At 70.1% G+C, this 21228-nt stretch carries 20 protein-coding genes; 6 read left to right on the top strand and 14 right to left on the bottom strand.

The features are described 5' to 3' along the window. Window positions 1-4 precede the first annotated feature (4 nt). Both CI785_RS08060 and dxr read right to left on the bottom strand, forming a co-directional pair. A complete protein-coding gene (locus CI785_RS08060; protein ID WP_105031544.1) occupies window positions 5-1348 on the bottom strand; it encodes a M50 family metallopeptidase in 1344 nt (447 codons plus the stop codon). Continuing rightward, a complete protein-coding gene (gene dxr, locus CI785_RS08055; RefSeq protein ID WP_105031543.1) occupies window positions 1345-2619 on the bottom strand; it encodes a 1-deoxy-D-xylulose-5-phosphate reductoisomerase in 1275 nt (424 codons plus the stop codon). Before dxr ends, CI785_RS08060 begins: the two co-directional genes overlap by 4 nt. 229 nt (window positions 2620-2848) lie before the next feature. Here dxr and CI785_RS08050 point away from each other — a divergent pair, with 229 nt between their 5' ends. Further along, entirely contained in the window at window positions 2849-4399 is a 1551-nt protein-coding gene (locus CI785_RS08050) for an HNH endonuclease signature motif containing protein (protein WP_105031542.1), read from the top strand. Window positions 4400-4499: 100 nt separating this feature from the next. Here CI785_RS08050 and CI785_RS08045 read toward each other — a convergent pair whose 3' ends face one another. The 8 genes from CI785_RS08045 to CI785_RS08010 all read right to left on the bottom strand — a co-directional run bounded on the left by CI785_RS08045 (window position 4500) and on the right by CI785_RS08010 (window position 12801). Beyond that, on the bottom strand, window positions 4500-5048 hold the full coding sequence (locus CI785_RS08045; protein WP_105031541.1) for a dihydrofolate reductase family protein: 549 nt from the start codon (window positions 5046-5048) through the stop codon (window positions 4500-4502). 84 nt (window positions 5049-5132) lie between these two features. Beyond that, entirely contained in the window at window positions 5133-5957 is an 825-nt protein-coding gene (locus CI785_RS08040) for an HpcH/HpaI aldolase/citrate lyase family protein (protein ID WP_105031671.1), read from the bottom strand. Beyond that, on the bottom strand, window positions 5954-6460 hold the full coding sequence (locus CI785_RS08035; RefSeq protein WP_105031540.1) for a MaoC family dehydratase: 507 nt from the start codon (window positions 6458-6460) through the stop codon (window positions 5954-5956). The genes CI785_RS08040 and CI785_RS08035 overlap by 4 nt, the downstream gene beginning before the upstream one ends. After that, window positions 6457-7107 (bottom strand): CoA transferase subunit B, encoded by a 651-nt coding sequence (locus CI785_RS08030; protein ID WP_105031539.1) that lies wholly within the window; start codon window positions 7105-7107, stop codon window positions 6457-6459. Before CI785_RS08030 ends, CI785_RS08035 begins: the two co-directional genes overlap by 4 nt. Window positions 7108-7109: 2 nt before the next feature. Beyond that, a complete protein-coding gene (locus CI785_RS08025) occupies window positions 7110-7907 on the bottom strand; it encodes a CoA transferase subunit A (RefSeq protein WP_105031538.1) in 798 nt (265 codons plus the stop codon). A gap of 55 nt (window positions 7908-7962) precedes the next feature. After that, window positions 7963-9135, bottom strand: coding sequence for an acyl-CoA dehydrogenase family protein (locus CI785_RS08020; RefSeq protein WP_105031537.1), 1173 nt, complete (start codon window positions 9133-9135; stop codon window positions 7963-7965). Beyond that, window positions 9132-11189, bottom strand: coding sequence for an acetyl/propionyl/methylcrotonyl-CoA carboxylase subunit alpha (locus CI785_RS08015; protein WP_105031536.1), 2058 nt, complete (start codon window positions 11187-11189; stop codon window positions 9132-9134). Before CI785_RS08015 ends, CI785_RS08020 begins: the two co-directional genes overlap by 4 nt. Before the next feature lie 4 nt (window positions 11190-11193). Then, complete coding sequence (locus CI785_RS08010; protein WP_105031535.1) at window positions 11194-12801, bottom strand: carboxyl transferase domain-containing protein; 1608 nt, start codon at window positions 12799-12801, stop codon at window positions 11194-11196. A 119-nt stretch (window positions 12802-12920) separates the two neighbouring features. Here CI785_RS08010 and CI785_RS08005 point away from each other — a divergent pair, with 119 nt between their 5' ends. The 4 genes from CI785_RS08005 (at window position 12921) to CI785_RS07990 (ending at window position 15099) form a co-directional block, all read left to right on the top strand. Next, a complete protein-coding gene (locus CI785_RS08005) occupies window positions 12921-13532 on the top strand; it encodes a TetR/AcrR family transcriptional regulator (protein WP_105031534.1) in 612 nt (203 codons plus the stop codon). Window positions 13533-13621: 89 nt separating this feature from the next. Then, window positions 13622-14089, top strand: a complete 468-nt coding sequence (locus CI785_RS08000; protein WP_105031533.1) for a GNAT family N-acetyltransferase — start codon at window positions 13622-13624, stop codon at window positions 14087-14089. 108 nt (window positions 14090-14197) lie between these two features. Beyond that, window positions 14198-14560, top strand: coding sequence for an ArsR/SmtB family transcription factor (locus CI785_RS07995; protein ID WP_105031532.1), 363 nt, complete (start codon window positions 14198-14200; stop codon window positions 14558-14560). Next, the gene (locus CI785_RS07990) at window positions 14557-15099 is read left to right on the top strand and encodes an SRPBCC family protein (RefSeq protein ID WP_105031531.1); all 543 of its coding nucleotides are present in this window, start codon (window positions 14557-14559) and stop codon (window positions 15097-15099) included. Before CI785_RS07995 ends, CI785_RS07990 begins: the two co-directional genes overlap by 4 nt. Before the next feature lie 64 nt (window positions 15100-15163). On the opposite strand, the gene CI785_RS07985 is transcribed toward CI785_RS07990, so the two are convergent. The 3 genes from CI785_RS07985 to pdhA are packed head-to-tail and all read right to left on the bottom strand — an operon-like array spanning window position 15164 to window position 18866. Beyond that, a complete protein-coding gene (locus CI785_RS07985) occupies window positions 15164-16633 on the bottom strand; it encodes a dihydrolipoamide acetyltransferase family protein (protein WP_105031530.1) in 1470 nt (489 codons plus the stop codon). Then, complete coding sequence (locus CI785_RS07980; protein WP_105031529.1) at window positions 16630-17664, bottom strand: alpha-ketoacid dehydrogenase subunit beta; 1035 nt, start codon at window positions 17662-17664, stop codon at window positions 16630-16632. The genes CI785_RS07985 and CI785_RS07980 overlap by 4 nt, the downstream gene beginning before the upstream one ends. After that, the gene (pdhA, locus tag CI785_RS07975) at window positions 17664-18866 is read right to left on the bottom strand and encodes a pyruvate dehydrogenase (acetyl-transferring) E1 component subunit alpha (RefSeq protein WP_240615075.1); all 1203 of its coding nucleotides are present in this window, start codon (window positions 18864-18866) and stop codon (window positions 17664-17666) included. The genes CI785_RS07980 and pdhA overlap by 1 nt, the downstream gene beginning before the upstream one ends. Before the next feature lie 187 nt (window positions 18867-19053). Between pdhA and CI785_RS07970 the strand changes: the two genes are divergently transcribed. After that, window positions 19054-19530: an Lrp/AsnC family transcriptional regulator gene (locus CI785_RS07970; RefSeq protein WP_105031528.1), complete on the top strand. Its 477-nt coding sequence runs from the start codon at window positions 19054-19056 to the stop codon at window positions 19528-19530. A 78-nt stretch (window positions 19531-19608) separates the two neighbouring features. Here the strand turns inward: CI785_RS07970 and CI785_RS07965 are convergent, their stop codons facing one another. Beyond that, entirely contained in the window at window positions 19609-21216 is a 1608-nt protein-coding gene (locus tag CI785_RS07965) for a solute symporter family protein (RefSeq protein WP_105031669.1), read from the bottom strand. Window positions 21217-21228: the final 12 nt, after the last annotated feature.

Here is a 21228-nt window from a genome sequence, read left to right as displayed (position 1 = left end):
CCGATCAGCCGAAGAGGTTCACCGGCTTCACGATATCGGCATAGATCAGCAGGACGCCCATGCCCATGAGCAGGATCGCCACGGCGTAGGTGAGGGGCAGGAGCCTGGCCATGTCGAACGGACCGGGGTCGGGCCGGTGGAACAGGCGGGCGACGCCGCGGCGGAGCCCTTCCCACAGCGCTCCGGCCACGTGGCCGCCGTCGAGCGGGAGGAGCGGGATGAGGTTGAACACGAACAGCGCCAGGTTGACGCCCGCCACCAGCCCGATGAGGGTCGCGGCACGGGAGGCCACGGGGACCTCCTCCATCGCGGAGATCTCACCCGCGATCCGGCCGACGCCCACCACGCTGATCGGCCCTTCGGGATCGCGGGGCGCATCGGAGAAAGCGGCCTTGCCGACGTCCACCACGCGCTGCGGGAGGTTGAGCACCACCCCGGCCACGCGCGCCAGCGAGTCGCCGACGGCCGGGAGCACCTCGGTGGCCGGTTGCGGGACGAGCTCCTGCGTGGACCCGACGCCGATGAAGCCCACCTCCTGCGTCACCGTGGTGCCGTCGTCGTCGACCTCGGCCGTACCGTCCGCCGTGGCGACGGGGCGCTCGGTCAGCAGGGGCGTGATGGTCGAGTCGATCGTCTCGCCGTCGCGCACGTAGGAGATGCCGACCTCACGACCGGCGGCATCGCGGATCCAGCCGGACAGCTCGTCCCAGCTGGTGACGTCCCGTCCGTCGAAGGCGACCACGCGGTCGCCCGGCAGGAGGCCCGCCTCGTAGGCCGGGGCGGCGGGGTCATCGGCGCCGCACTCCGTCTGGTCCGTGGCGGCCTGCCGGCTGGCCGGCACGACGCACTCGGAGACGGAGGAGATGGTGGTGGTGGCCTGCGCGGTCCCGAAACCCATGATGAGGACGGCGAACAGCACCGTCCCGATCAGGAGGTTCATCAGCGGACCTCCCAGCATGATGACGATCCGCTTCCAGATGGGCAGCTTGTAGAAGACGCGGTCCTCGTCGCCCGGTTGGAGCTGCTCGGCGGCGGCCTGCCGTGCGTCGTTGGTCAGCTGCTGGAAGACGCCGGTGCTGGACTGGCGCACGGCGCCGTCCTCGGTCGTCGCGGGCGGGAACATGCCCACCATGGCGACGTACCCGCCCGCGGGGATCGCCTTGAGCCCGTACTCGGTCTCACCGCGGCGTCGCGACCAGACCGTGGGACCGAAGCCGACCATGTACTGCGTGACGCGGACCCGGAAGAGCTTCGCGGGCACCAGGTGTCCCACCTCGTGCAGCGCGATCGACGCAGCGATCCCGAGAACGACGAAGAGTACCCCGACGAGGAACAACAGAACTGTCACAGCTTTTCCTTCTGGCCTTCCGATGCGGCTGCCGTCTCCGGCAGCGGGTCTCCGAGCCCACAACGGGCCCGGGCACTCGTCCGTGCCCAGCGTTCGGCCTCGAGGACGGCGTCGAGAGTGAGGTCCGTCCTCTCACCGACCGCGGCGTCCCGCGCGCGCTGGTCGTCGACGACGGCGGACACCGTGTCCACGATGTCAAGGAAACCTATGGCTCCCCTGTGAAAGGCGTCCACGGCTTCCTCGTTCGCGGCGTTGAACACCGCCATGCGCGTTCCGCCCTCGGCCGCTGCGCGCTTGGCGAGGGCGACCGCCGGGAACGCCTGCTCGTCCAGCGGCTCGAAGTTCCACTCCGAGGGCCGGCTCCAGTCGCAGGCGCGCGCGGAGCCGGGGACCCGGAACGGCCAGCCGATGCCGAGCGCGATCGGGAGGCGCATATCCGGCGGGGAGGCCTGCGCCAGCGTCGAGCCGTCGATGAACTGGACCATCGAGTGGATCATGGACTGCGGGTGCACCACGACGTCGATCCGCTCCAGCGGGATGTCGAAGAGCAGGTGCGCCTCGATGACCTCGAGGGCCTTGTTGACCATGGACGCGGAGTTCGTGCTGATCACCCGGCCCATGTCCCACGTCGGATGGGCCACGGCCTGCGCCGGGGTGACATTGCCCAGCTGCGAGCGCGTGAGGCCGCGGAACGGGCCGCCCGAGGCGGTCAGGATGAGGCGGTCCACCTCGTCCGCCGTCCCTCCCCGCAGTGCCTGGGCGATCGCGGAGTGCTCCGAGTCGACGGGCACCAGCTGTCCGGGCGCGGCGGCGGCCCGCACGAGGGCTCCCCCGGCGATCAGCGACTCCTTGTTGGCGAGCGCGAGCAGGTGCCCGGCAGCCAGCGCGGCGAGGGTCGGCTCGAGGCCGATCGATCCGGTGATCCCGTTGAGGACGACGTCGGCATCCGGCCAGGCGGCGATCTTCGCTGCCGCGCTCGTGCCGGCGAACAGCTCCGGGGTATATCCCGAGACACCGGCGTCGTCAGCGGCCTCGCCGATGGCCTGCTCGAGCTCGGCCTCCGTGACTGAAGCCACCCCGACGGCGGGAGCACGGACGGCGACGGCCTGGCGGGCGAGCAGCTCCACGTTCCGCCCTCCGGCGCTGAGACCGGCGACGCTGAAACGATCGGGAGCGGCGGCGATCACGTCGAGTGCCTGCGTGCCGATGGAGCCGGTGGACCCGAGGATGGAGACGCGCCGGTGGTCCCGCGTGAGGTTGCTGAAATCCATGGCCCCAGTATCGCGCAGACTACGGGTGGACATCCCCTCGGAGCCGGGGTCGAAGCCGTCTGGCCTCGACGGCGTCTGGCCGCCTGCACCACGCGAGGGCGTGCAGCTCAGCTCGGCGGGGAGCGTGCGCCCTGCGCTGCACTGTGCGGGGGCGTGGGGCTGCGTGAACGGCTGTTTTCCGCCCTCTGACGAGCGCCGATAGTGTCGGCGCCGGGTGATTGGATGAGCCATGACCACCGGATCGGCGCTGCTGACCCTCGAGGACGCGTACGACGAGGCGACCTCGGAATGGCCCGCGGATACGTTCGACGAGATCCTCGGTTCGATGGACGAGTGGGGAGCCGACGGCGCTGACGTCGACGAGCACGCGCGGGCACGGGTCGAGATCGCCTCGCCGTCAGGTCTGGTCGCCCGGTTGCAGGACGCCACGTACGGCCCGTCCGGTGCAGCCGGTCTCGCGGTCACACTCGACCTGCTGCGTGCGGCCGACCGGCTGGCGTCCTGGGCAGCCGCCCAGCGGACCCGGTTGATCGCTCAGGTTCACACGTTCAGCAATCGGGAGCACCACACCTGGTCCGGACGGTCCTCGTCCCTCGCGTTCACCGAGACGGTCGTGGAGACCGCAGCACTGCTGAAGCTGTCCGAAGGGGCCGCTTCGCGGCTCGTCTCGGAGTCACTGACCTTGACCGGTGAACTGAGGAACACCCTGGCTGCCCTCGAGAAGGGTGACATCTGTCCTGCACGCGCATCGGTCGTCGTGGAGCAGTCCCGCACCCTTCCGGACGAAGCCGTGCAGTCGTTCGAAACCGAGGTCCTGGACTTCGCGGGAGACCTGAACCGGCCCAGGTTGCTTGCCCGGCGCCGGCGGCTGCGGGAGAAACTGCACCCCGAGACGCTGACCGCCCGCCGGGTGAACGCCGCAGCCGACCGCTGCGTCGTGTTCGAGCCGGATCAGGATGGAATGGCGTGGTTGAACGCCTACCTCCCGGCGGAGCAGGCACTGGCTCTCCACACCACGGTGGACGCAGCAGCCCGCAACCTACGGGCCGATGACGACCCGCGGACGCTGCCGCAGCTGCGGGCCGATGTCCTGGCGGACATGCTGCTCAGTACCGGTGGAACCACCGGCATGGCACCGGTTTCCTGCAAGAGCTGCAGGCGTGACGGCGACAGTACCGACGCCGGGTGCACCGGCCGGGGTGCGCGTGCCTCCTCGGCGAAGATCGTGGTCACCGTCCCGGTGTTCTCGCTGATGGGGCTCACCGACGAGCCGGCTGAGCTGGAAGGGTACGGGCCGATTCCAGCGGATGCGGCACGGAAACTCGCAGCAGACGCGACCTCATGGATGCGCCTGCTCACGCATGCCTTCACCGGAACCGTCCTCGGGCTGGACAGAACCCGGTACCGCCCGAGCGAGGACCTCCGGATGTGGGTCCACCTGAGGGACGAAACGTGCAGTTTCCTCGGCTGCATGCGTCCGGCGAGCCGTTGCGACCTGGACCACCTGCTCGCCTGGGCCGATGACGGATCGACCAGCCATGAGAACCTCCACCCCATCTGCAAGCGACACCATATGCTCAAGCACCAGACGGACTGGACGCCCATGCGCGAGCCCGACGGCGGACTGACCTGGCTGTCCCCGGGCGGCCGTACGTACACGACGCCGCCCGAACCGCCGCCCGCCGGGCCGGGAACCTCTGCCATCGCCCTTCTGCGCGACTTCGAGACCGCGATAGATGCTGAACGGGTGGCCGACGTGGAATCCCTGCCTCCCTTCTGACAGTCGGGCGGACGGCGACGCCACGGCAGGTCCGGCGAGAGCGGCGCCGTCCGATCACCTCGGCGAGAACAGGCGGGTTCGATGCGGCAGAACCGAACAGCTAACGCCGCGGTTCATACCGAAGCGCCACCGCTCCGGAACCGAACTCCTGCCGGTCGACCAGGCGGAGGTCGACGCGCTCGGAGAGTCCCCTGAAGAGGGTAGGGCCATGGCCTGCGATCCGTAAGTGCACCACGAACTCGTACTCGTCGATCAGGCCCAGTTCCGCCAGGGCGAGAGGAAGCGTCACCCCGCCCGTGAACAGTCCCCTGCCCGGCTCCCGCTTGAGCTCCAGCACCGCCTCTGCCAGGTCACCGCGCAGCAGTTCGGCGTTCCAGTCGACATGCTCCAGGGTGCTCGACACGACGTACTTCTTCGCCGCGTCGATCGTCCGTGCGAAGGGCTCCGTCCACGCGGGCTCCGCGCCTCCCGGGACCGGCGCGCGGAACGCCGCCTCCATCATCTCGTACGTGACCCGGCCGAACAGGAGGGCGTCGGCCCGCTCGAGGTTCTTCACCGCGTGACGATGCAACTCCTCGTCCGACGCGCCCTCACGGTGGTCGCAGCACCCATCCAGGGTGATGTTGATGGAGTATCGCAGCGGCTGCATCGCCCCAGCGTACGGAAAACCTTGCGGTCCACAACCCCCTGCCTCGAAGGCCCCTGCATCGGGGCTGGGAGTCCGACCAGATCCTCAGCTGCGCTGCGCCCTCGCCAGGACACTGCGGGCATGGCGAAGGATCGGCTCGTCCACCATGCGACCCTCGAACGTGAAGACCCCGCGCTCGTGCTCGGCCGCCGCCAGGAGCGCTCGGGCCCGCTCCACCTCGGCGTCGTCGGGCGCGAAGGCGGCACGGACCGCAGCGACCTGCCCCGGGTGGATGCACGCCTTCGCCGAGAAGCCCGACGCGACGGCGTCGGCCGCCTCGTCGGTGAGCCCTTCGGTATCGGCGATGTCCACGTACACGGCATCGATGCAGCCCACACCTGCCGCACCTGCCGCCAGCAGCACCTGTGAGCGCGCCTGGAGTGCAACGGCACGATAGGTCCCGGCAGGTGTCCTGCTCGAGGTGCCCCCGAGGGAGGCCACGAGATCCTCCGCGCCCCACATGAGGGCGACGACGCCCTCGGTCGCCGCGATGTCCACCGCGTTCACGACGCCGCGGGCGGTCTCGCACAGCGCGATGACGTCCACGTCACCGAGCACGTCCCGGACCGCTGCGACGTCCTCGGGGACCTCTGTCTTCGCGAGCATCACCGTGCGATACGCGGTGCCGCGGACGGCCTCGCAGTCGAGGGCGAAGTCGGGGGTTCCGACGGCGTTGAGCCTCACCACCGTGTGATGCGGGGACAGCGCGGCGTCGGCGAGCGCGCCGCGCGCGGCGGGTTTCGCGGCCGGCGCGACGGCGTCCTCGAGGTCGAGGATCACGGTGTCGGAACGGTCGGCGGCTTTGGCGTACCGTTCGGGACGGTCCGCGGGACAGAAGAGCAGGGCCGGCCCCAGGACGATGGCGCTCACGAAGGCACCGACTGCCGCGCCGTCGAGGACCACATGAGCACGCTGCGGGTCGCCGTCGCCACGATGTCCCCGTGCTGGTTCCGCCCGGTGTGGGCCATGGTCACGACGCCCTGCCCGGGACGGGACGACGACGGCCGGACACCGGTGATCTCCGTCTCGGTGTAGAGGGTGTCACCGTGGAACAACGGCTTCGGGAAGGCGACGTCGGTGAGTCCGAGCTGCGCCACGATGGTGCCCTGCGTCAGCTGCGAGACGGACTGCCCGACGAGCGTCGCGAGGGTCAGCATCGAGTTCACGAGCCGCTGCCCGAAGGGCTGCCCCGCCGACCACGCGGCATCGAGGTGCAGTGCCTGCGTGTTCATCGTCAGCGTCGTGAACAGGACGTTGTCCGCCTCCGTGAGCGTACGCCCGGGACGGTGCGCATACACGGCGCCGACCTCTAGCTCGTCGAAGTAGAGCCCGCGCTGCTCGATGACCCGGCGCTCCGGCAGGGAACTGGTCACGCAGCCGCTTCCGCGAGATCGATCCGCAGCCGCGCTCCGGTGGCAGCGACGACGTCCTCGACGCCCACACCGGGAGCGGTCTCACGCAGCACGAGACCTTCCGGTTCGACGTCGATCACGGCGAGGTCCGTGATGATCCGGTCCACACAGCCCTTGCCGGTCAGCGGCAGCGAGCAGGCCTCGACGATCTTCGGGCGACCGGCACGGTCCACGTGCTCCATCATGACGATCACGCGCTTGGCACCGAACACGAGGTCCATCGCGCCGCCCATGCCCTTGACCATCTTGCCCGGGACCATCCAGTTGGCGAGATCGCCGTTCTGCGCGACCTCCATGGCCCCGAGGACGGCGACGTCCACGTGCCCCCCACGGATCATGCCGAACGACGATGCGGAGTCGAAGAACGCCGCCCCGGCGTTGGCCGTGACGGTCTCCTTGCCCGCATTGATGAGGTCCGGGTCCACCGCGTCCTCCGTCGGATACGGGCCGACGCCGAGGATGCCGTTCTCGCAGTGCAGCACCACCTCCACGCCGTCGGGGATGTAGTTCGGGATCAGCGTGGGCATCCCGATGCCCAGGTTCACGTACTGGCCGTTCTGGAGTTCCTGGGCGACTCGAGCCGCGAGTTCGTTCCGGGTCAGTGCCATGCTCATGCTCCTTCGGGTGCGTTGACGCCGGCCTGCGGATCGGGGGAACCATCGAGGGACACGGTGCGCTTCTCCACGCGCTTCTCCACGCCGGGCGCCACGACGACGCGCTGCACGAAGATGCCCGGCGTGTGGATCTCCCCTGGGTCGAGCTCGCCGGGCTCCACGAGTTCCTCGACCTCCGCGATCGTGATCGCACCGGCCTGGGCGCAGAGGGGGTTGAAGTTCATCGCGGTGGCGTGGAAGACGAGGTTGCCGTGGCGGTCGCCCTTCCACGCATGCACGAGCGCGTAGTCGGGCCGCAGGGACTCCTCGAGCACGTAGTCGACGCCGTCGAAGGACCGCACCTCCTTGGGCTTCGACGCGACGGCGACGTTGCCCTCGGTGTCGTAGCGCTGGGGAAGGCCCCCCTCGCTGACCTGGGTGCCGACCCCCGCCGTCGTGAAGAACGCGGGGATGCCCGCACCGCCCGCACGGAGCTTCTCGGCGAGGGTGCCCTGCGGGGTCAGCTCCACCTCGAGCTCGCCCGAGAGATACTGGCGCGCGAACTCCTTGTTCTCGCCCACGTAGGAGCTGACGGTACGGCGGATGCGGTGGTCGGACAGCAGGATGCCGAGACCCCAGTCGTCCACGCCGCAGTTGTTGCTCACCGTCTCGAGCTCCGCCGTCCCCTGCGCGTGCAGGGCGTCGATGAGTGTCACCGGGATGCCGCACAGTCCGAATCCGCCGACGGCGAGGGACGCGCCGTCGGGGATGTCCGCGACGGCCTCCGCCGCACTGCCAACCACCTTGTCGATCACTGCTTCTCCTTCGTGTCGCCGCTGCCGAACCCGCCGACGGCCTGGTCGGACCGGCCTAGAGGCCGAGTTCCCTCGCGATCAGCATGAGCTGGACCTCCGTGGTCCCCTCACCGATCTCGAGGATCTTCGAGTCACGGTAGTGCCTCGACACCACGAACTCGTTGATGAAACCGTAGCCGCCGAAGATCTGCGTCGCATCGCGTGCGTTGTCCATGGCGGCCTCGCCGGCCACGAGCTTCGCGATGGAGGCCTGCGTCTTGAACGGCTTGCCCGCGAGCATGCGCGAGGCGGCGTCGTAGTAGGCCAGGCGCGCGGTGTGCGCACGGACCTGCATGCGGGCGATCTTGAACTGGATGGACTGGTAGGCGCCGATGGTGCTGCCGAACGCCATGCGCTCCCCCGCGTACCGGATGGACTGCTCCACACAGCCCTGCGCGGCGCCGGTCGCGAGCGCGGCGATGGCGATCCGGCCCTCGTCGAGGATCTGCAGGAAATTCGCGTAGCCCCGGCCGCGTGTGCCCAGCAGGTTCGCCTCGGGGACCCGGACGTCCCGGAGGGTGAGCGGGTGGGTGTCCGATGCGTTCCAGCCCACCTTGTTGTAGGCCTTCTCGGCCGTGAAGCCCGGCGTGTCCGAGGGGACGAGGATGGTGGAGATCTCCTTCTTCACCGTGCCGTCCGGCCGCTGGGAGGTGCCGGTCACCGCGGTGACGGTCACCAGCGAGGTGATGTCGGTCCCCGAGTTCGTAATGAACTCCTTGGTGCCGTTGATCACCCATTCGGGACCGTCGGCGCCCTGCTCGAGGGTGGCCGTCGTCTTGGTGCCCGAGGCGTCGGACCCGGCCTCGGACTCGGTGAGGCCGAAGCCGCCGAGGGCCTGGCCGGCGGCGAGGGAGGGCAGCCACTGCTGCTTCTGCTCCTCGGTGCCGAAGCGGTAGACCGGCATGGCCCCCAGCGAGACACCGGCCTCGAGGGTGATGGCCACCGACTGGTCGACGCGTGCCAGCTGCTCGAGCGCCAGGCACAGCGCGAAGTAGTCCCCGCCCATGCCCCCGTACTCCTCGGGGAACGGCAGACCGAACAGGCCCATGTCCCCCATCTGCTTGACCACCTCGTAGGGGAAGCTGTGCTCGGCGTCGTGCTTGGCGGAGACGGGTGCCACGACCTCGTCGGCGAACTCGCGGACGGTGTCGACGAGGTCCTGGTACTCCTCGCTCAGTTCGAAATTCATGCTGCGCTGCCTTCCGTGGAGATGGTTGCCGGGCCGCCCTCGGGGGCGGCTTCGATGGTTGCGAGGACCTGCTGTGCCTTCACGAGGTCCCCGGGCTTCAGGGACAGGCGGACGACGCCGGCGAGCGCGGCGGTGAGCTGGTGTTCCATCTTCATGGCCTCGACGGCCACGAGGACGTCCCCCGCCTCGACGACGGCGCCGTCCTCGACGGACACGGACACCACGGTGCCCGGCATGGGGCTGCGGACCAGCGGGTCGGCCGATCCTTCCGCTCGTGAGATGCGGGACAGGGCGGCGTCGAGCAGTTCGCGTCGGCCCGGTCGACGCACGCGGGCGGACCACCCGGCGTCGCCCAGCCACACGGTGTCGCCGTCCACCCGGTAGGAGCGGCGGGATCGCACACCGTCGATGGTCGCTCCGCCGGCGTCGACATCGACGGTGTGGGTCGCGCCCTCGATCGTCGCCTCCCATGCCCCGTCGGTGCGCAGGAGCCGGACCGGGGTCGTGGACCCGTCGGCCTCCAGCGTCACCATCCGTGGTCGGGGTGTGCCGAGCCTGAACCCGTCACCGCGGTGCCAGGGCGAACCGCCCGGGACCGCCTCGAGCCCGGCCTCGACGAGCAGCACGGCAGCGAGGGCGAGGTCCTCCGCGCCCAGGTGACGGAAGGCGAGGGCCGGGAGCTTGCGCTCGATCAGGGTCGTGTCGAGCCGGGCTGCCCGTACGTCGTCGTCGTTCACGAGGAGGCGGAGGTATTCGATGTTCGTGTCCACGCCGAGCACAACGGTGCCGGCGAGGGCGGCGTCGAGGCGGTCGAGAGCCTCGCGCCGGTCCGCTCCCCAGGCGATGACCTTGGAGAGCATCGGATCGTAGGACGAGGAGATCGTGCCACCGGGCAGTAGCGAGCTGTCCACGCGGATGCCCTCACCGGTCGGCTCGGCGAGCGCCAGGACGGTCCCGGTGGATGGGAGGAACCCGGCCTCGGGGTTCTCGGCGTACACGCGGGCCTCGACGGCGTGACCGGTGAGGACGACGTCGTCCTGCGTGAGCGGCAGCGGCTCACCGGCGGCGATGCGGATCTGCCATTCGACGAGGTCGACGCCGGTCACGAGTTCCGTGACGGGGTGCTCCACCTGCAGGCGCGTGTTCATCTCCATGAAGAAGAACTCGTCGGGTGCGGCGTCGGACACGAGGAACTCCACGGTCCCGGCGCCGGTGTAGTCGACGCTGCGGGCCGCGGCGCAGGCCGCCTCGCCGATGCGGCGGCGTGTCGGCTCGTCGAGCAGGGCCGACGGCGCCTCCTCGATGACCTTCTGGTGCCGACGCTGCAGCGAGCACTCGCGCTCGCCGAGGTGGATGACGGAGCCGTGGCCGTCGGCGAGCACCTGCACCTCGATGTGGCGGGGACGTTCGATGAGCCGTTCCAGGAACAGGGTGTCGTCGCCGAACGCACGGGCCGCGACGCGCCGGGCGGTGGCGAGCACGTCGGGGAGGTCCTCGGCGCGGTGGACGGCGTGCATGCCCTTGCCGCCGCCGCCGGCGGACGGCTTGATGAGCAGGGGGAAGCCGACGTCCGCGGCGGCGCTGACCAGGTCGTCGTCGGACAGACCCGGTTCGGCGATACCGGGGACCACGGGCACGCCGAAGCCGGCCACGTGGTTCTTCGAGCGGATCTTGTCCCCCATGACGTCGAGCGCGTGCACGCTCGGACCGATGAACACGATCCCGGCGTCGCGCAGTGCGTCGGCGAAGGCCGCGTTCTCACTGAGGAACCCGTAGCCGGGGTGGACCGCGCCCGCTCCGGTGCGGCGGCAGGCCTCCACGACCGCGGGGATGGACAGATAGCTCTCCGACGGCGCCGCGGTACCGATGCGGATAGCGACGTCCGCCTCGAGGACGTGCTGGGCACCGGCGTCGGCGTCGCTGTACACCGCGACGGAGCGCAGGCCCAGGGCCCGGACGGAGCGGATCACGCGGCAGGCGATCTCGCCGCGGTTGGCCACCAGGACGGTGTCGAAGGCCCACGGGGTCGTACCGGGGGTGGAATCGGAGATCATCGGGTCACATCCGGAAGAGGCCGAAGGAGGTATCGGGCAGGGACGCGTTGGCGCAGACATCGAGCGCGAGGCCGAGCACGGTGCGGGTGTCCGCGGGGTCGATCACGCCGTCGTCCCACAGGCGCGCCGTCGAGTAGTAGGGGTTGCCCTGCGCCTCGTACTGGTCGCGGATCGGCGCCCTGAACGCCTCCTCCTCGTCGGACGGCCACTGTTCGCCGCGCGCCTCGAGCTGGTCCCGCTTGACGGTGGCGAGCACCGACGACGCCTGGTTGCCACCCATCACGGAGATGCGGCTCGCCGGCCACATCCACAGGAACCGGGGCGAGAATGCCCGGCCGCACATCGAGTAGTTGCCGGCCCCAAAGGACCCTCCGACGACCACGGTGAGCTTCGGCACGCGCGCGGTGGCGACGGCGGTGACCATCTTGGCGCCGTTCTTCGCGATGCCGCCGGCCTCGTAGTCCTTGCCCACCATGAAGCCGGACAGGTTCTGCAGGAACACCAGGGGTACGCCGCGCTGGTCGCAGAGCTCGATGAAGTGGGCGCCCTTGAGTGCGGACTCGCTGAACAGCACGCCGTTGTTGGCGACGATGCCCACACGGTGTCCATGGATGGTCGCGAAGCCGGTGACGAGGGTGGTGCCGTACTCGCGCTTGAACTCGTGGAACAGGGAACCGTCGACGATCCGCGCGATGACCTCCCGGGCGTCGTAGGAGGCGTTGACGTCGACCGGCACGGCGCCGTAGAGCTCGTCGGGCGCGACGGCGGGTTCGAGGACGGGCGTCTGCGCCGCCGTCGTCGGCAGGGCCGGCGGCAGGGTGGCGATGATGTCGCGGACGATCTCCAGCGCGTGCTGGTCGTTCTCGGCGAGATGGTCGGTGACGCCGGAGATCCGGGAGTGGACGTCGCCGCCACCGAGCTCCTCCGCCGTGACCACCTCGCCGATGGCTGCTTTCACGAGGGGCGGGCCGCCCAGGAAGATGGTGCCCTGGTTCCGGACGATGACGGTCTCGTCGCTCATGGCCGGCACGTAGGCACCACCGGCGGTGCAGCTTCCCAGCACGGCCGCGATCTGCGGGATCTTCCGGGCCGACATGGTGGCCTGGTTGTAGAAGATCCGGCCGAAGTGGTTCCGGTCGGGGAAGACCTCGTCCTGCCGCGGCAGGAACGCCCCGCCCGAGTCGACGAGGTACACGCACGGCAGATTGTTCTCGAGGGCGATCTCCTGTGCCCGGAGGTGCTTCTTGACCGTCATCGGGTAGTACGTCCCGCCCTTGACGGTGGCGTCGTTGGAGATCACGAGGACGTGGCGGCCGTGGACGAGCCCGATCCCGGCGATGACGCCTGCGCCCGGGCACTCGTCGTCGTACATCCCGTTCGCGGCCAGGGGCGCGATCTCGAGGAAGGGGCTGCCGTCGTCGAGCAGGTGGTCGATGCGCTCACGCGGCAGGAGCTTGCCGCGGGCGATGTGCCGGTCGCGGGAGCGTTCGGGGCCGCCCAGGGCTGCCGTGGCCAGGCGACGGCGGAGGTCGCCGACCAGTTCCGCCTGGGCCGCCGCGTTCGCGGAGAACGCCGCCGAGAGCGGATCGACCTTCGATGCCAGAGTCTCCATCGACTACTTCCTCGCGCTGTTCAGTTAGCATTCGCTAACCGAACTCAGGTTAGTGGTCATTAACCCGGATGTCCATGACAATGAGGGGAGGAATCCCCCGGCGGAGAAGAAGGACCGACATGGAGGCGTCACCCACCGCGGTCCCCGTGACCGGTCGAAGCATCGCGAAGGCGAGCCGTCGGGCAGCGCTGCTCGACGCCGCCGCCCAGCTCTTCGCCGACCGCGGCTACAACGGCGTGTCCATCGAGGACCTCGGTGCCGCCGCCGGCGTCAGCGGTCCGGCCGTCTACCGGCACTTCACCGGCAAGCCCTCCGTCCTCTCCGCCCTCCTCACCGGGGTCAGCGAGGACCTGCTCGAGGGTGGCCGTGCCGTCGCGGCCGGGGCGCCCTCCCCGGAGGAGGCCCTGCGCGGGCTCATCCGGTTCCAGGTGGAGTTCGCCCTGAACAACGCGGACGTCATCCGCGTCCAGGACCGTGATCTGGGTTCCCTCCCGCACGACGACCAGCGCGCCGTGCGGTCGCTGCAGCGCAGCTACGTGCAGGTGTGGGTGGACGAGCTCGGCGCCTTCCTGCCCCGCACGGACCGGGCGCTGCTGCGGCGCAAGGTGCACGCCGTCTTCGGCCTCATCAACTCGACCCCGCACACCACGCGCCGCACCACCTCGCCGCGCGAGCTCACGCTGCTCCGCGACCTGCTGCAGGACATGGCGTGGGCCGCCCTGACCGCATGACGCAGCCGACGTGCGCAGGACCGCCTAGTACGCTGAACCCAGGAATCCGCCGCGCAGCCCGCCCGGCCCCACCGACTGAAAGTACCGCCGTGATCACGCTACGTCCCGTTGAAGCAACCGACCTCGACGAGTTCTTCTCGCACCAGCTGGACCCGAGTGCCAACCACATGGCCGCCTTCGGTGCCAAGAATCCCGCGGACCGCGGCGTGTTCGACCACCACTGGCAGGACATCCTCAACGACCGCCGGATCACGGTGCGGACCATCCTGTCCGACGGCGCGGTGGTGGGCAGCATCCTCGCCTACCACGACGACGACGCCCCGGAGATCAGCTACTGGGTGGACCGCTCCCGCTGGGGCCAGGGCATCACCACGGCCGCCGTGGGCCAGTTCCTCGCCGAGGTCACCGAGCGGCCCATCCGGGCACGCGCCGTGGCCGACAACGCGAGTTCCATCCGCATCCTCGAGCGCTGGGGCTTCCGGCAGGTCGGCGAGACGCAGGGCTTCGCCCCCGCCCGTGGCGCGGTGGTGCGCGAGCTCATCCTCGAACTGGCGTGACCCTCTAGGACGGCCGCCGGCGGCGGAACGGCCCGGCTCCCCGTCCGCCCGCCGGACGCACAGGCCGGACGGTTGACAGATTGGTAACCAAAGAGTTACCAATGGGGGGTGGATCCGTTCGCAGCCCTCGCCGACCCCGTACGCCGTGAGCTCCTTCGCGCGCTGGCAGCCGGCCCGGCCCGGGTGGTCGATCTCGCCGCCGCCCAGCCGATCAGCCGCCCCGCCGTCAGCAAGCACCTCCGGCTGCTCACCGAGGCCGGGCTGGTCTCGGTGGAGGACCACGGCCGCGAGAGGCACTACGTGCTCGACGGCGCCGGTCTCATGCCGGTGGCCGACCTGCTCGACGAGCTGCGACCTCCACCACCGTTCGGCGAGGCGGCCTTCGACGCGCTCGATCTCGAGGTCCGTCGTACCGTCCGCGAACGGAGCCCGGACCATCGCAGGAACGATCACCAGGAGGACAGCGCATGAGCACCACCACCCCGTTCGGCCATCGCGAGACGCGCGACGGCGCCGAGCAGATCGTCTTCACCCGTTTGTTCGCCGCCCCGCTCGACGACGTCTGGGCCGCCTGCACCGAGCCGCAGCGGATGCAGCGATGGATCGGTACGTGGAGCGGCGATCCGGCCTCCGGTGAGGTCTCGTTCCGGATGACAGCCGAGGGCGACGACGTGCCCGAGGAGGTCTACCTCGTGGAGGCCTGCGAGCCGCCGCACCGCTTCGTGGTACGCAGTCGCGAGGGCGCTTCGTTCTCCCCCGACGGATCCGGCCCGCGCGTGACCTGGCAGCACACCCTGGAGCTCAGCGAGGCGGACGGATTGACGACCCTCACGTTCACGCAGGTCATCCCCGACGGGCCGGTGGGAGCAGACATGGTCGGGAGTGTCGGCCCCGGTTGGGACTACTACCTCGATCGCCTCGTCGCCGCGGTCGGCGGTGCCGACCCGGCCCGTATCTTGTGGGAGCCCTACCTCGAGCGCTCCGAGGGCTACCGCGACCTCTTCTCGTAAGGCATCGGGGTGTGCCGAGGTCGTAGGACACGGCAGTCCAGCGTCCGCCCCTATGACCCGAGCGTCACACCATCGTGAGGGCCATGGCCGGATTCCGGAGGATCGTCCCCACGTCCGCGAGGAAGCGCGACCCCTGCTCACCGTCCACGAGGCGGTGGTCGAAGGACAGGCTGAGCGTCAGCACCGAGCGGAGGGCGACGGCGTCCTGGTACTCCCACGGCATGCGACGCACGGCTCCGACCGCCAGGATTGCAGCCTCACCCGGATTGAGGATCGGTGTTCCCGCATCGATCCCGAAGACGCCGATGTTGGTGATCGTGATCGTCCCGCCGGACAGGTCCGCCGGGGAGGTCTTCCCCGCCCGCGCGGTCTCGGTCAGCGCCGTGAGGGATCGTGCGAGGTCCGCGAGCGCCAGGGATTGCGCGGCCCTGATGTGCGGTACGAGCAGGCCGCGCGGGGTGGCGGCGGCGATGCCGAGGTTCACGTCCGCGTACTGCACGATCTCCTGCGTCGCCTCGTCCCACGACGAGTTGAGGCTCGGATTGCGTTGGAGCGCGATGCACACGGCCTTCGCCACGATGGTCAGCGGTGTGACCCTGATCCCCTCGAACGCGCGGGTCTGCTTCAGCTCCGCCAGCAGGTCGATGGTCGGCGTGACGTCGATGGTGAGGAACTCGGTGACGTGCGGTGCCGTGAAGGCGCTCGCGACCATGGCGGCGGCCGTGTGCTTCCGCACCCCCCTGATCGGGATACGTGTCTGACCCGCTGCCGGATGTGCAGCCTGGCGCGGGTCCGGCGATGAGGCCTGCGACGGGAGGGACGGCGCGGACGACGATGCTCCAGCACTGCCCTCGATCCCTGCCAGGGCGGCGAGGACGTCGGCCCGCGTGATCAGGGCACCGGGACCGGTGCCCTGCAGTCCGTCGAGCGGGATGCCCAGGTCACGCGCGAGCTTGCGGACGGGAGGAGTGGACCGCGGGCGCTCGGCGAGCACGCGGCCGGAGGGTGCCGGCGCGACGGCAGCCGGCACCGGTGACGGGATCTGCGCCATCACGGCAACCTGTGCCGAACCGGCCGGCGCCATCGCAGGCGTCGATGGCGGAAGCACGCGGTGGCGACGCTGCGGACGCCCGCCCTTCTCGATCGCCGCCCCGTAGCCCACGAGATTCGGTTCGCGCTTCGCAGGTACCTCGTCGGCGACGGACGGGCCGGGAAGCACCGCACGCACGGCAGGACCGTGTTCACCTGCCGCGGGGACGCCGCCGTCGTACTCCCCCGCCACCGCGAAGGAGACGATCGGTGCTCCGACATCGACGGTGGTCCCGGCCGGCTCGTGGAGGCGGACGACGACGCCGGCGTAGGGCGAGGGCAGTTCGACCACGGCCTTGGCGGTCTCGACGTCGGCGATGATCTGGTTCAGCTCCACGGTGTCTCCCTCGGCGACGTGCCACTGCACGATCTCCGACTCCGTGAGCCCCTCGCCGAGGTCGGGCAGGCGGAACTCGCGGACGGTGGTCGAGGTCGTGGCCGTCACTGTGCTGCTCCTTGGGGGGTGGGCGCGCCCTCGAGCCCGCTCAGGGAGTTCGGTCGGCGCATCACGCGGTCCACACCGTCGAGGATCCGGTCGAGGTCCGGGAGGTGGTGGAACTCGAGCTTGGAGTACGGGTAGGGGATGTCGAAGCCCGTGATGCGCACGGGGGCGTGCTCGAGGTAGTCGAAGCACCGCTCCGTGATGCTCGCGGCGATCTCCGCACCGAGCCCGCCGGACTGCGCGGCCTCGTGCGTGACGACGAGCCGGCCGGTCTTGCGGACGGACGCCTCGACGGTCGCGAAGTCGATCGGGGCGAGCGACCGGAGGTCGATGACCTCGATCGAGGTGCCGTCGTCGGACGCGGCGACGGCGGCATCGCGGGCGGTCGGCACGAGCGGGCCGTAGGTCACGAGCGTGACGTCCGTCCCCTCGGTGACCACGCGTGCGGCCCCCATGTCCGACGACGCGGGATCCGCTGCCTCGTCCACCTCGCCCTTGACGTGGTAGCGGCGCTTGGGCTCGAAGTACAGCACGGGGTCGTCGCTGGCGATGGCCTGCTGGATCATCGTGTAGGCGTCCTGCGGGTTCGAGACGCTGACCACGCGCAGGCCGGAGGTGTGGGTGAAGTACGCCTCGGGCGACTCCGAGTGGTGCTCGGGCGAGCCGATGCCGCCGCCGAAGGGCACGCGGATGGTGATGGGCATCTTCACCGCGCCCTGCGTGCGGTAGTGCAGCTTCGCCACCTGGCACACGATCTGGTCGAACGCCGGGTAGATGAAGCCGTCGAACTGGATCTCCACCACCGGGCGGTACCCGCGGTAGGCCATGCCGACGGCGGTGCCCATGATGCCGGCCTCGGCCAGCGGGCTGTCGAGGACGCGGTGCGGGCCGAAATCCTTCTGCAGCCCGTCGGTGATCCGGAAGACCCCTCCGAGCTTGCCGATGTCCTCGCCCATGAGGACCACCTTGGGGTCGTTGTCCATGGCGCGGCGCAGGCCTGCATTGATCGCACGGCCGAAGGTCATGGTGGACATCAGCGGGGTCCTTCCTGCGGTGCGGGGGTGAAGGAGGCGAGGTAGCGCTCGTAGTGGTCCTGCTGGCGCTCCAGCCAGGAGTTGGGCTCGCTGTAGACGTGCCGGAAGACGTCCGACGGCGCCGGTTCCGGCATCGAGAGGCAGCCCTCACGCAGTTCGGCGGCGACGGCGTCGGCCTTCGCCTTCACCGCGTCCGTGTAGTCGGCCTCGAGCAGGCCGCGCGAGTCCAGCAGCGTGGCGAGCCGCGCCAGCGGGTCGCGGGCCGCCCAGTCCTCGAGCTCGTTGGCGTCGCGGTAGCGCGTCGGGTCGTCCGCCGTCGTGTGCGGTCCCATGCGGTAGGTCACGGCCTCGATGAAGGTGGGTCCGCCGCCCGAGCGTGCCCTGGCGAGGGCCTCGCGGGTCACGGCCAGGCATGCGAGAACGTCGTTGCCGTCGACCCGCACCGAGGGGATGCCGAAGCCGGGAGCGCGGCGCGCGATGGGCACGTGGGCCTGCAGCCCCACCGGCTCCGAGATGGCCCAGTGGTTGTTCTGGCAGAAGAACACCACCGGCGCCTGGTAGCTGGCGGCGAAGACCATCGCCTCGTTGACGTCGCCCTGGCTCGTGGCGCCATCGCCGAAGTAGGTCACGGCGACGGCGTCGGCGCCGTCGTTGAGGATGCCCATGGCGTAGCCGGTGGCGTGGAGGGTCTGCGCCCCGATGATGACCTGCGGCGTCGCCATGTTGATGGTGTAGGGGTCCCAGCCCGAGGAGGCGTTGCCGCGCCAGACGCGCAGGATGTCCGCGAGGTCCACCCCGCGGCAGTAGGCGACGGCGTTCTCGCGATAGCTGGAGAAGACGAAGTCGTCGGATCGCAGGGCCCGGCCGGATCCGATCTGCGCCGCCTCCTGGCCGAGCAGCGGGGGCCAGAGCGCGAGCTCCCCCTGGCGCTGCAGCGCGGTGGCCTCGGCGTCGATGCGCCGCACCACCACCATGTCCTCGTAGAGCTTCTGCAGGGCGGGGCCGTCGACGTCGGCCACGAGGGCGTCGTAGTGGTCGTGCGGGTGCCGGACGCCGGAGGAGTCGATGAGCTGGACCGGCTCGTCCGCGCCGGGGCGGGAGGGTCCGGGGTGGACCGTACCGCCCGTCTGTCCGGCCGTCTCCCCGGGGGCCTCGACCCTCTCCTCGGATCCCGATCCCGGCAGGATGCCATCCTGAGCCATTGCACGCAACCTTCGTCCTCGCAGGCGACCCTCCGCCGGCCTGTCAGCACGGCGGGAGGGGCTCCGGGCGCCTTTACCCTGAGTGAATGTGACCCTACTCACAGGGAACAGGTGGCACAACCGTTGTCGCTTCGACTGAGCAGATTGCACTATTCGGGCACGAACGGGCGTGTTAGCGTTGCGCACTATGCAACCCCTGGACCTCACCGACACACGCCTGCTGCAGGCGATGGCCAAGGACCCCCGGCGCACGGTCGTCGCCCTCGCGCAGAAGCTGGGGCTGTCCCGGAACACCGTCCAGGCACGGATGGCGCAGCTCGAGAAGAAATCGGTCTTCCTCTCGTTCGAGCGGCGCATCAACACGGCGTCGCTCGGCTATCCGCTGACCGCGTTCATCCACGTCCACGTGCAGCAGCAGAAGCTGGCGGCCATCACGCGGAGCATCGCGGCGGTGCCCGAGGTCATCGAGGCCTTCGGACTGACGGGCCAGGCCGACATCCTGGTGCGGGTGGTCGCCGTCGACGCCGAGGACCTCTTCCGCATCAACGGCAAGATCCTCGCCTGCGACGGCGTGGAGCGGTGCGACACCTCGCTCGCGATGGGCGAGCTCATCCCGTTCCGCGTGGAGCCGCTGCTCGCCCGCGGTCCCCGCACGGCGCCCTGAAGCGTCCGGCCTCCACGCACGAGGCCGCCCCACCGCGAGGGTGGGACGGCCTCCTGTCGGCTCGAGGAGCCGATCCGGTCAGTGGTCGGTGGCCTTCTCGGCGCCCACGCCGGTGAGCGAGCGTACCTCCATCTCGGCCTGCTTCATCGGGTCCTCCTCGGTGCGGGACAGGACGGTGCCCAGCCAGCCGAGGAAGAACGCCAGCGGGATCGAGACGATGCCCGGGTTGCTGAGCGGGAACACCGAGAAGTCCGCCCCCTTGATCATCGACGTCGCACCGCCGGAGACCACGGGCGAGAGTGCGATCAGCAGGATGGCCGAGCCGAGCCCGCCGTACATGCTCCAGATGGCGCCCTGCGTGTTGAACTTCCGCCAGAAGAGGGAGTACAGGATGGTGGGCAGGTTCGCGCTGGCCGCCACGGCGAAGGCGAGCGCCACGAGGAACGCGACGTTCTGCCCCTGTGCTCCGATGCCGCCGGCGATCGAGAGCAGGCCGATGACGATCACCGTGCGGCGTGCCACCTTCACCTCGCCGTCGGGGTTGACCTTGCCCTTGCGGATGACGCTCGCGTAGATGTCGTGGGCGAAGGAGGCGGCCGCCGTGATGGTCAGCCCCGCGACGACCGCGAGGATCGTGGCGAACGCGACCGCGGAGATGAGTCCGAGCAGGATCGACCCGCCGAGCTCGTAGGCCAGGAGCGGAGCCGCCGAGTTGACGCCGCCGGGTGCGGCCTTGATGCGGTCCGCGCCGATCAGCGCACTGGCGCCGTAACCGAGGACGAGCGTGAACAGGTAGAACGCGCCGATGAGCCAGATGGCCCAGACCACCGACCGGCGGGCCTCCTTGGCCGTGGGCACCGTGTAGAAACGCATCAGCACGTGCGGCAGGGCTGCCGTGCCGAGCACCAGGGCCAGCGCCAGGGACAGGAAGTCCAGGCGCGTGGTGGCGCTGACGCCGTACTGCAGGCCGGGGCTCGTGATCGCGGCGTTGCCGGAGGTCTCGATGGCCGCGCCGAGCAGCGTGGAGAGGTTGAAGCCGTGCAGCGCCAGCACCCAGACGGTCATGATGAACGCTCCGGCGATCAGCAGGCATGCCTTGATGATCTGCACCCAGGTGGTGCCCTTCATGCCGCCGATCAGCACGTACATGATCATCAGGACGCCGACCACCGTGATGACCACGGACTGGCCGAGGCGGTCGTCGATCCCGAGCAGGAGCGAGACGAGGCCGCCCGCGCCCGCCATCTGGGCGAGCAGGTAGAAGAAGCAGACCGCCAGCGTGGTGATGGCGGCGGCGATGCGGACCGGGCGCTGCTTGAGGCGGAAGGACAGCACGTCCGCCATCGTGAACTTGCCGGTGTTGCGGAGCAGCTCGGCGACGAGCAGCAGGGCCACGAGCCACGCGACGAGGAATCCGATCGAGTAGAGGAAGCCGTCGTAGCCGTTGATGGCGATGGCGCCCACGATGCCGAGGAACGACGCCGCGGAGAGGTAGTCGCCCGCGATGGCGGTGCCGTTCTGTCCGCCGGTGAAGGACCGGCCGGCGGCGTAGTAGTCGGCCGCCGTCTTGTTGTTGCGGCTGGCCCGGAGCACGATCACCAGGGTGATCGCGACGAACAGGCCGAAGATGGCGATGTTCAGCAGCGGCGAGCCCACGGTGGTGGTCTCGGCGGTCTGGAGCGGCACGCGGACGGCCGC

This window comes from Arthrobacter ruber (assembly GCF_002954225.1).
Taxonomy (GTDB): Bacteria; Actinomycetota; Actinomycetes; order Actinomycetales; family Micrococcaceae; genus Arthrobacter_D; species Arthrobacter_D ruber.
The sequence above is the reverse complement of the archived record's forward strand: the minus strand, read 5'-3'. Positions and strand labels throughout refer to the sequence as shown.

Coding starts and splice junctions, on each gene's coding strand:
- CI785_RS08030 (WP_105031539.1), bottom strand. CDS start 7,107: ATGGCACTGACCCGGAACGAACTCGCGGCTCGAGTCGCCCAGGAACTC.
- CI785_RS08045 (WP_105031541.1), bottom strand. CDS start 5,048: ATGCAGCCGCTGCGATACTCCATCAACATCACCCTGGATGGGTGCTGC.
- pdhA (WP_240615075.1), bottom strand. CDS start 18,866: ATGGCTCAGGATGGCATCCTGCCGGGATCGGGATCCGAGGAGAGGGTC.
- CI785_RS07990 (WP_105031531.1), top strand. CDS start 14,557: ATGAGCACCACCACCCCGTTCGGCCATCGCGAGACGCGCGACGGCGCC.
- CI785_RS08010 (WP_105031535.1), bottom strand. CDS start 12,801: ATGGAGACTCTGGCATCGAAGGTCGATCCGCTCTCGGCGGCGTTCTCC.
- dxr (WP_105031543.1), bottom strand. CDS start 2,619: ATGGATTTCAGCAACCTCACGCGGGACCACCGGCGCGTCTCCATCCTC.
- CI785_RS07970 (WP_105031528.1), top strand. CDS start 19,054: ATGCAACCCCTGGACCTCACCGACACACGCCTGCTGCAGGCGATGGCC.
- CI785_RS08020 (WP_105031537.1), bottom strand. CDS start 9,135: ATGAATTTCGAACTGAGCGAGGAGTACCAGGACCTCGTCGACACCGTC.
- CI785_RS08015 (WP_105031536.1), bottom strand. CDS start 11,189: ATGATCTCCGATTCCACCCCCGGTACGACCCCGTGGGCCTTCGACACC.
- CI785_RS08050 (WP_105031542.1), top strand. CDS start 2,849: ATGACCACCGGATCGGCGCTGCTGACCCTCGAGGACGCGTACGACGAG.
- CI785_RS07980 (WP_105031529.1), bottom strand. CDS start 17,664: ATGTCCACCATGACCTTCGGCCGTGCGATCAATGCAGGCCTGCGCCGC.
- CI785_RS08005 (WP_105031534.1), top strand. CDS start 12,921: ATGGAGGCGTCACCCACCGCGGTCCCCGTGACCGGTCGAAGCATCGCG.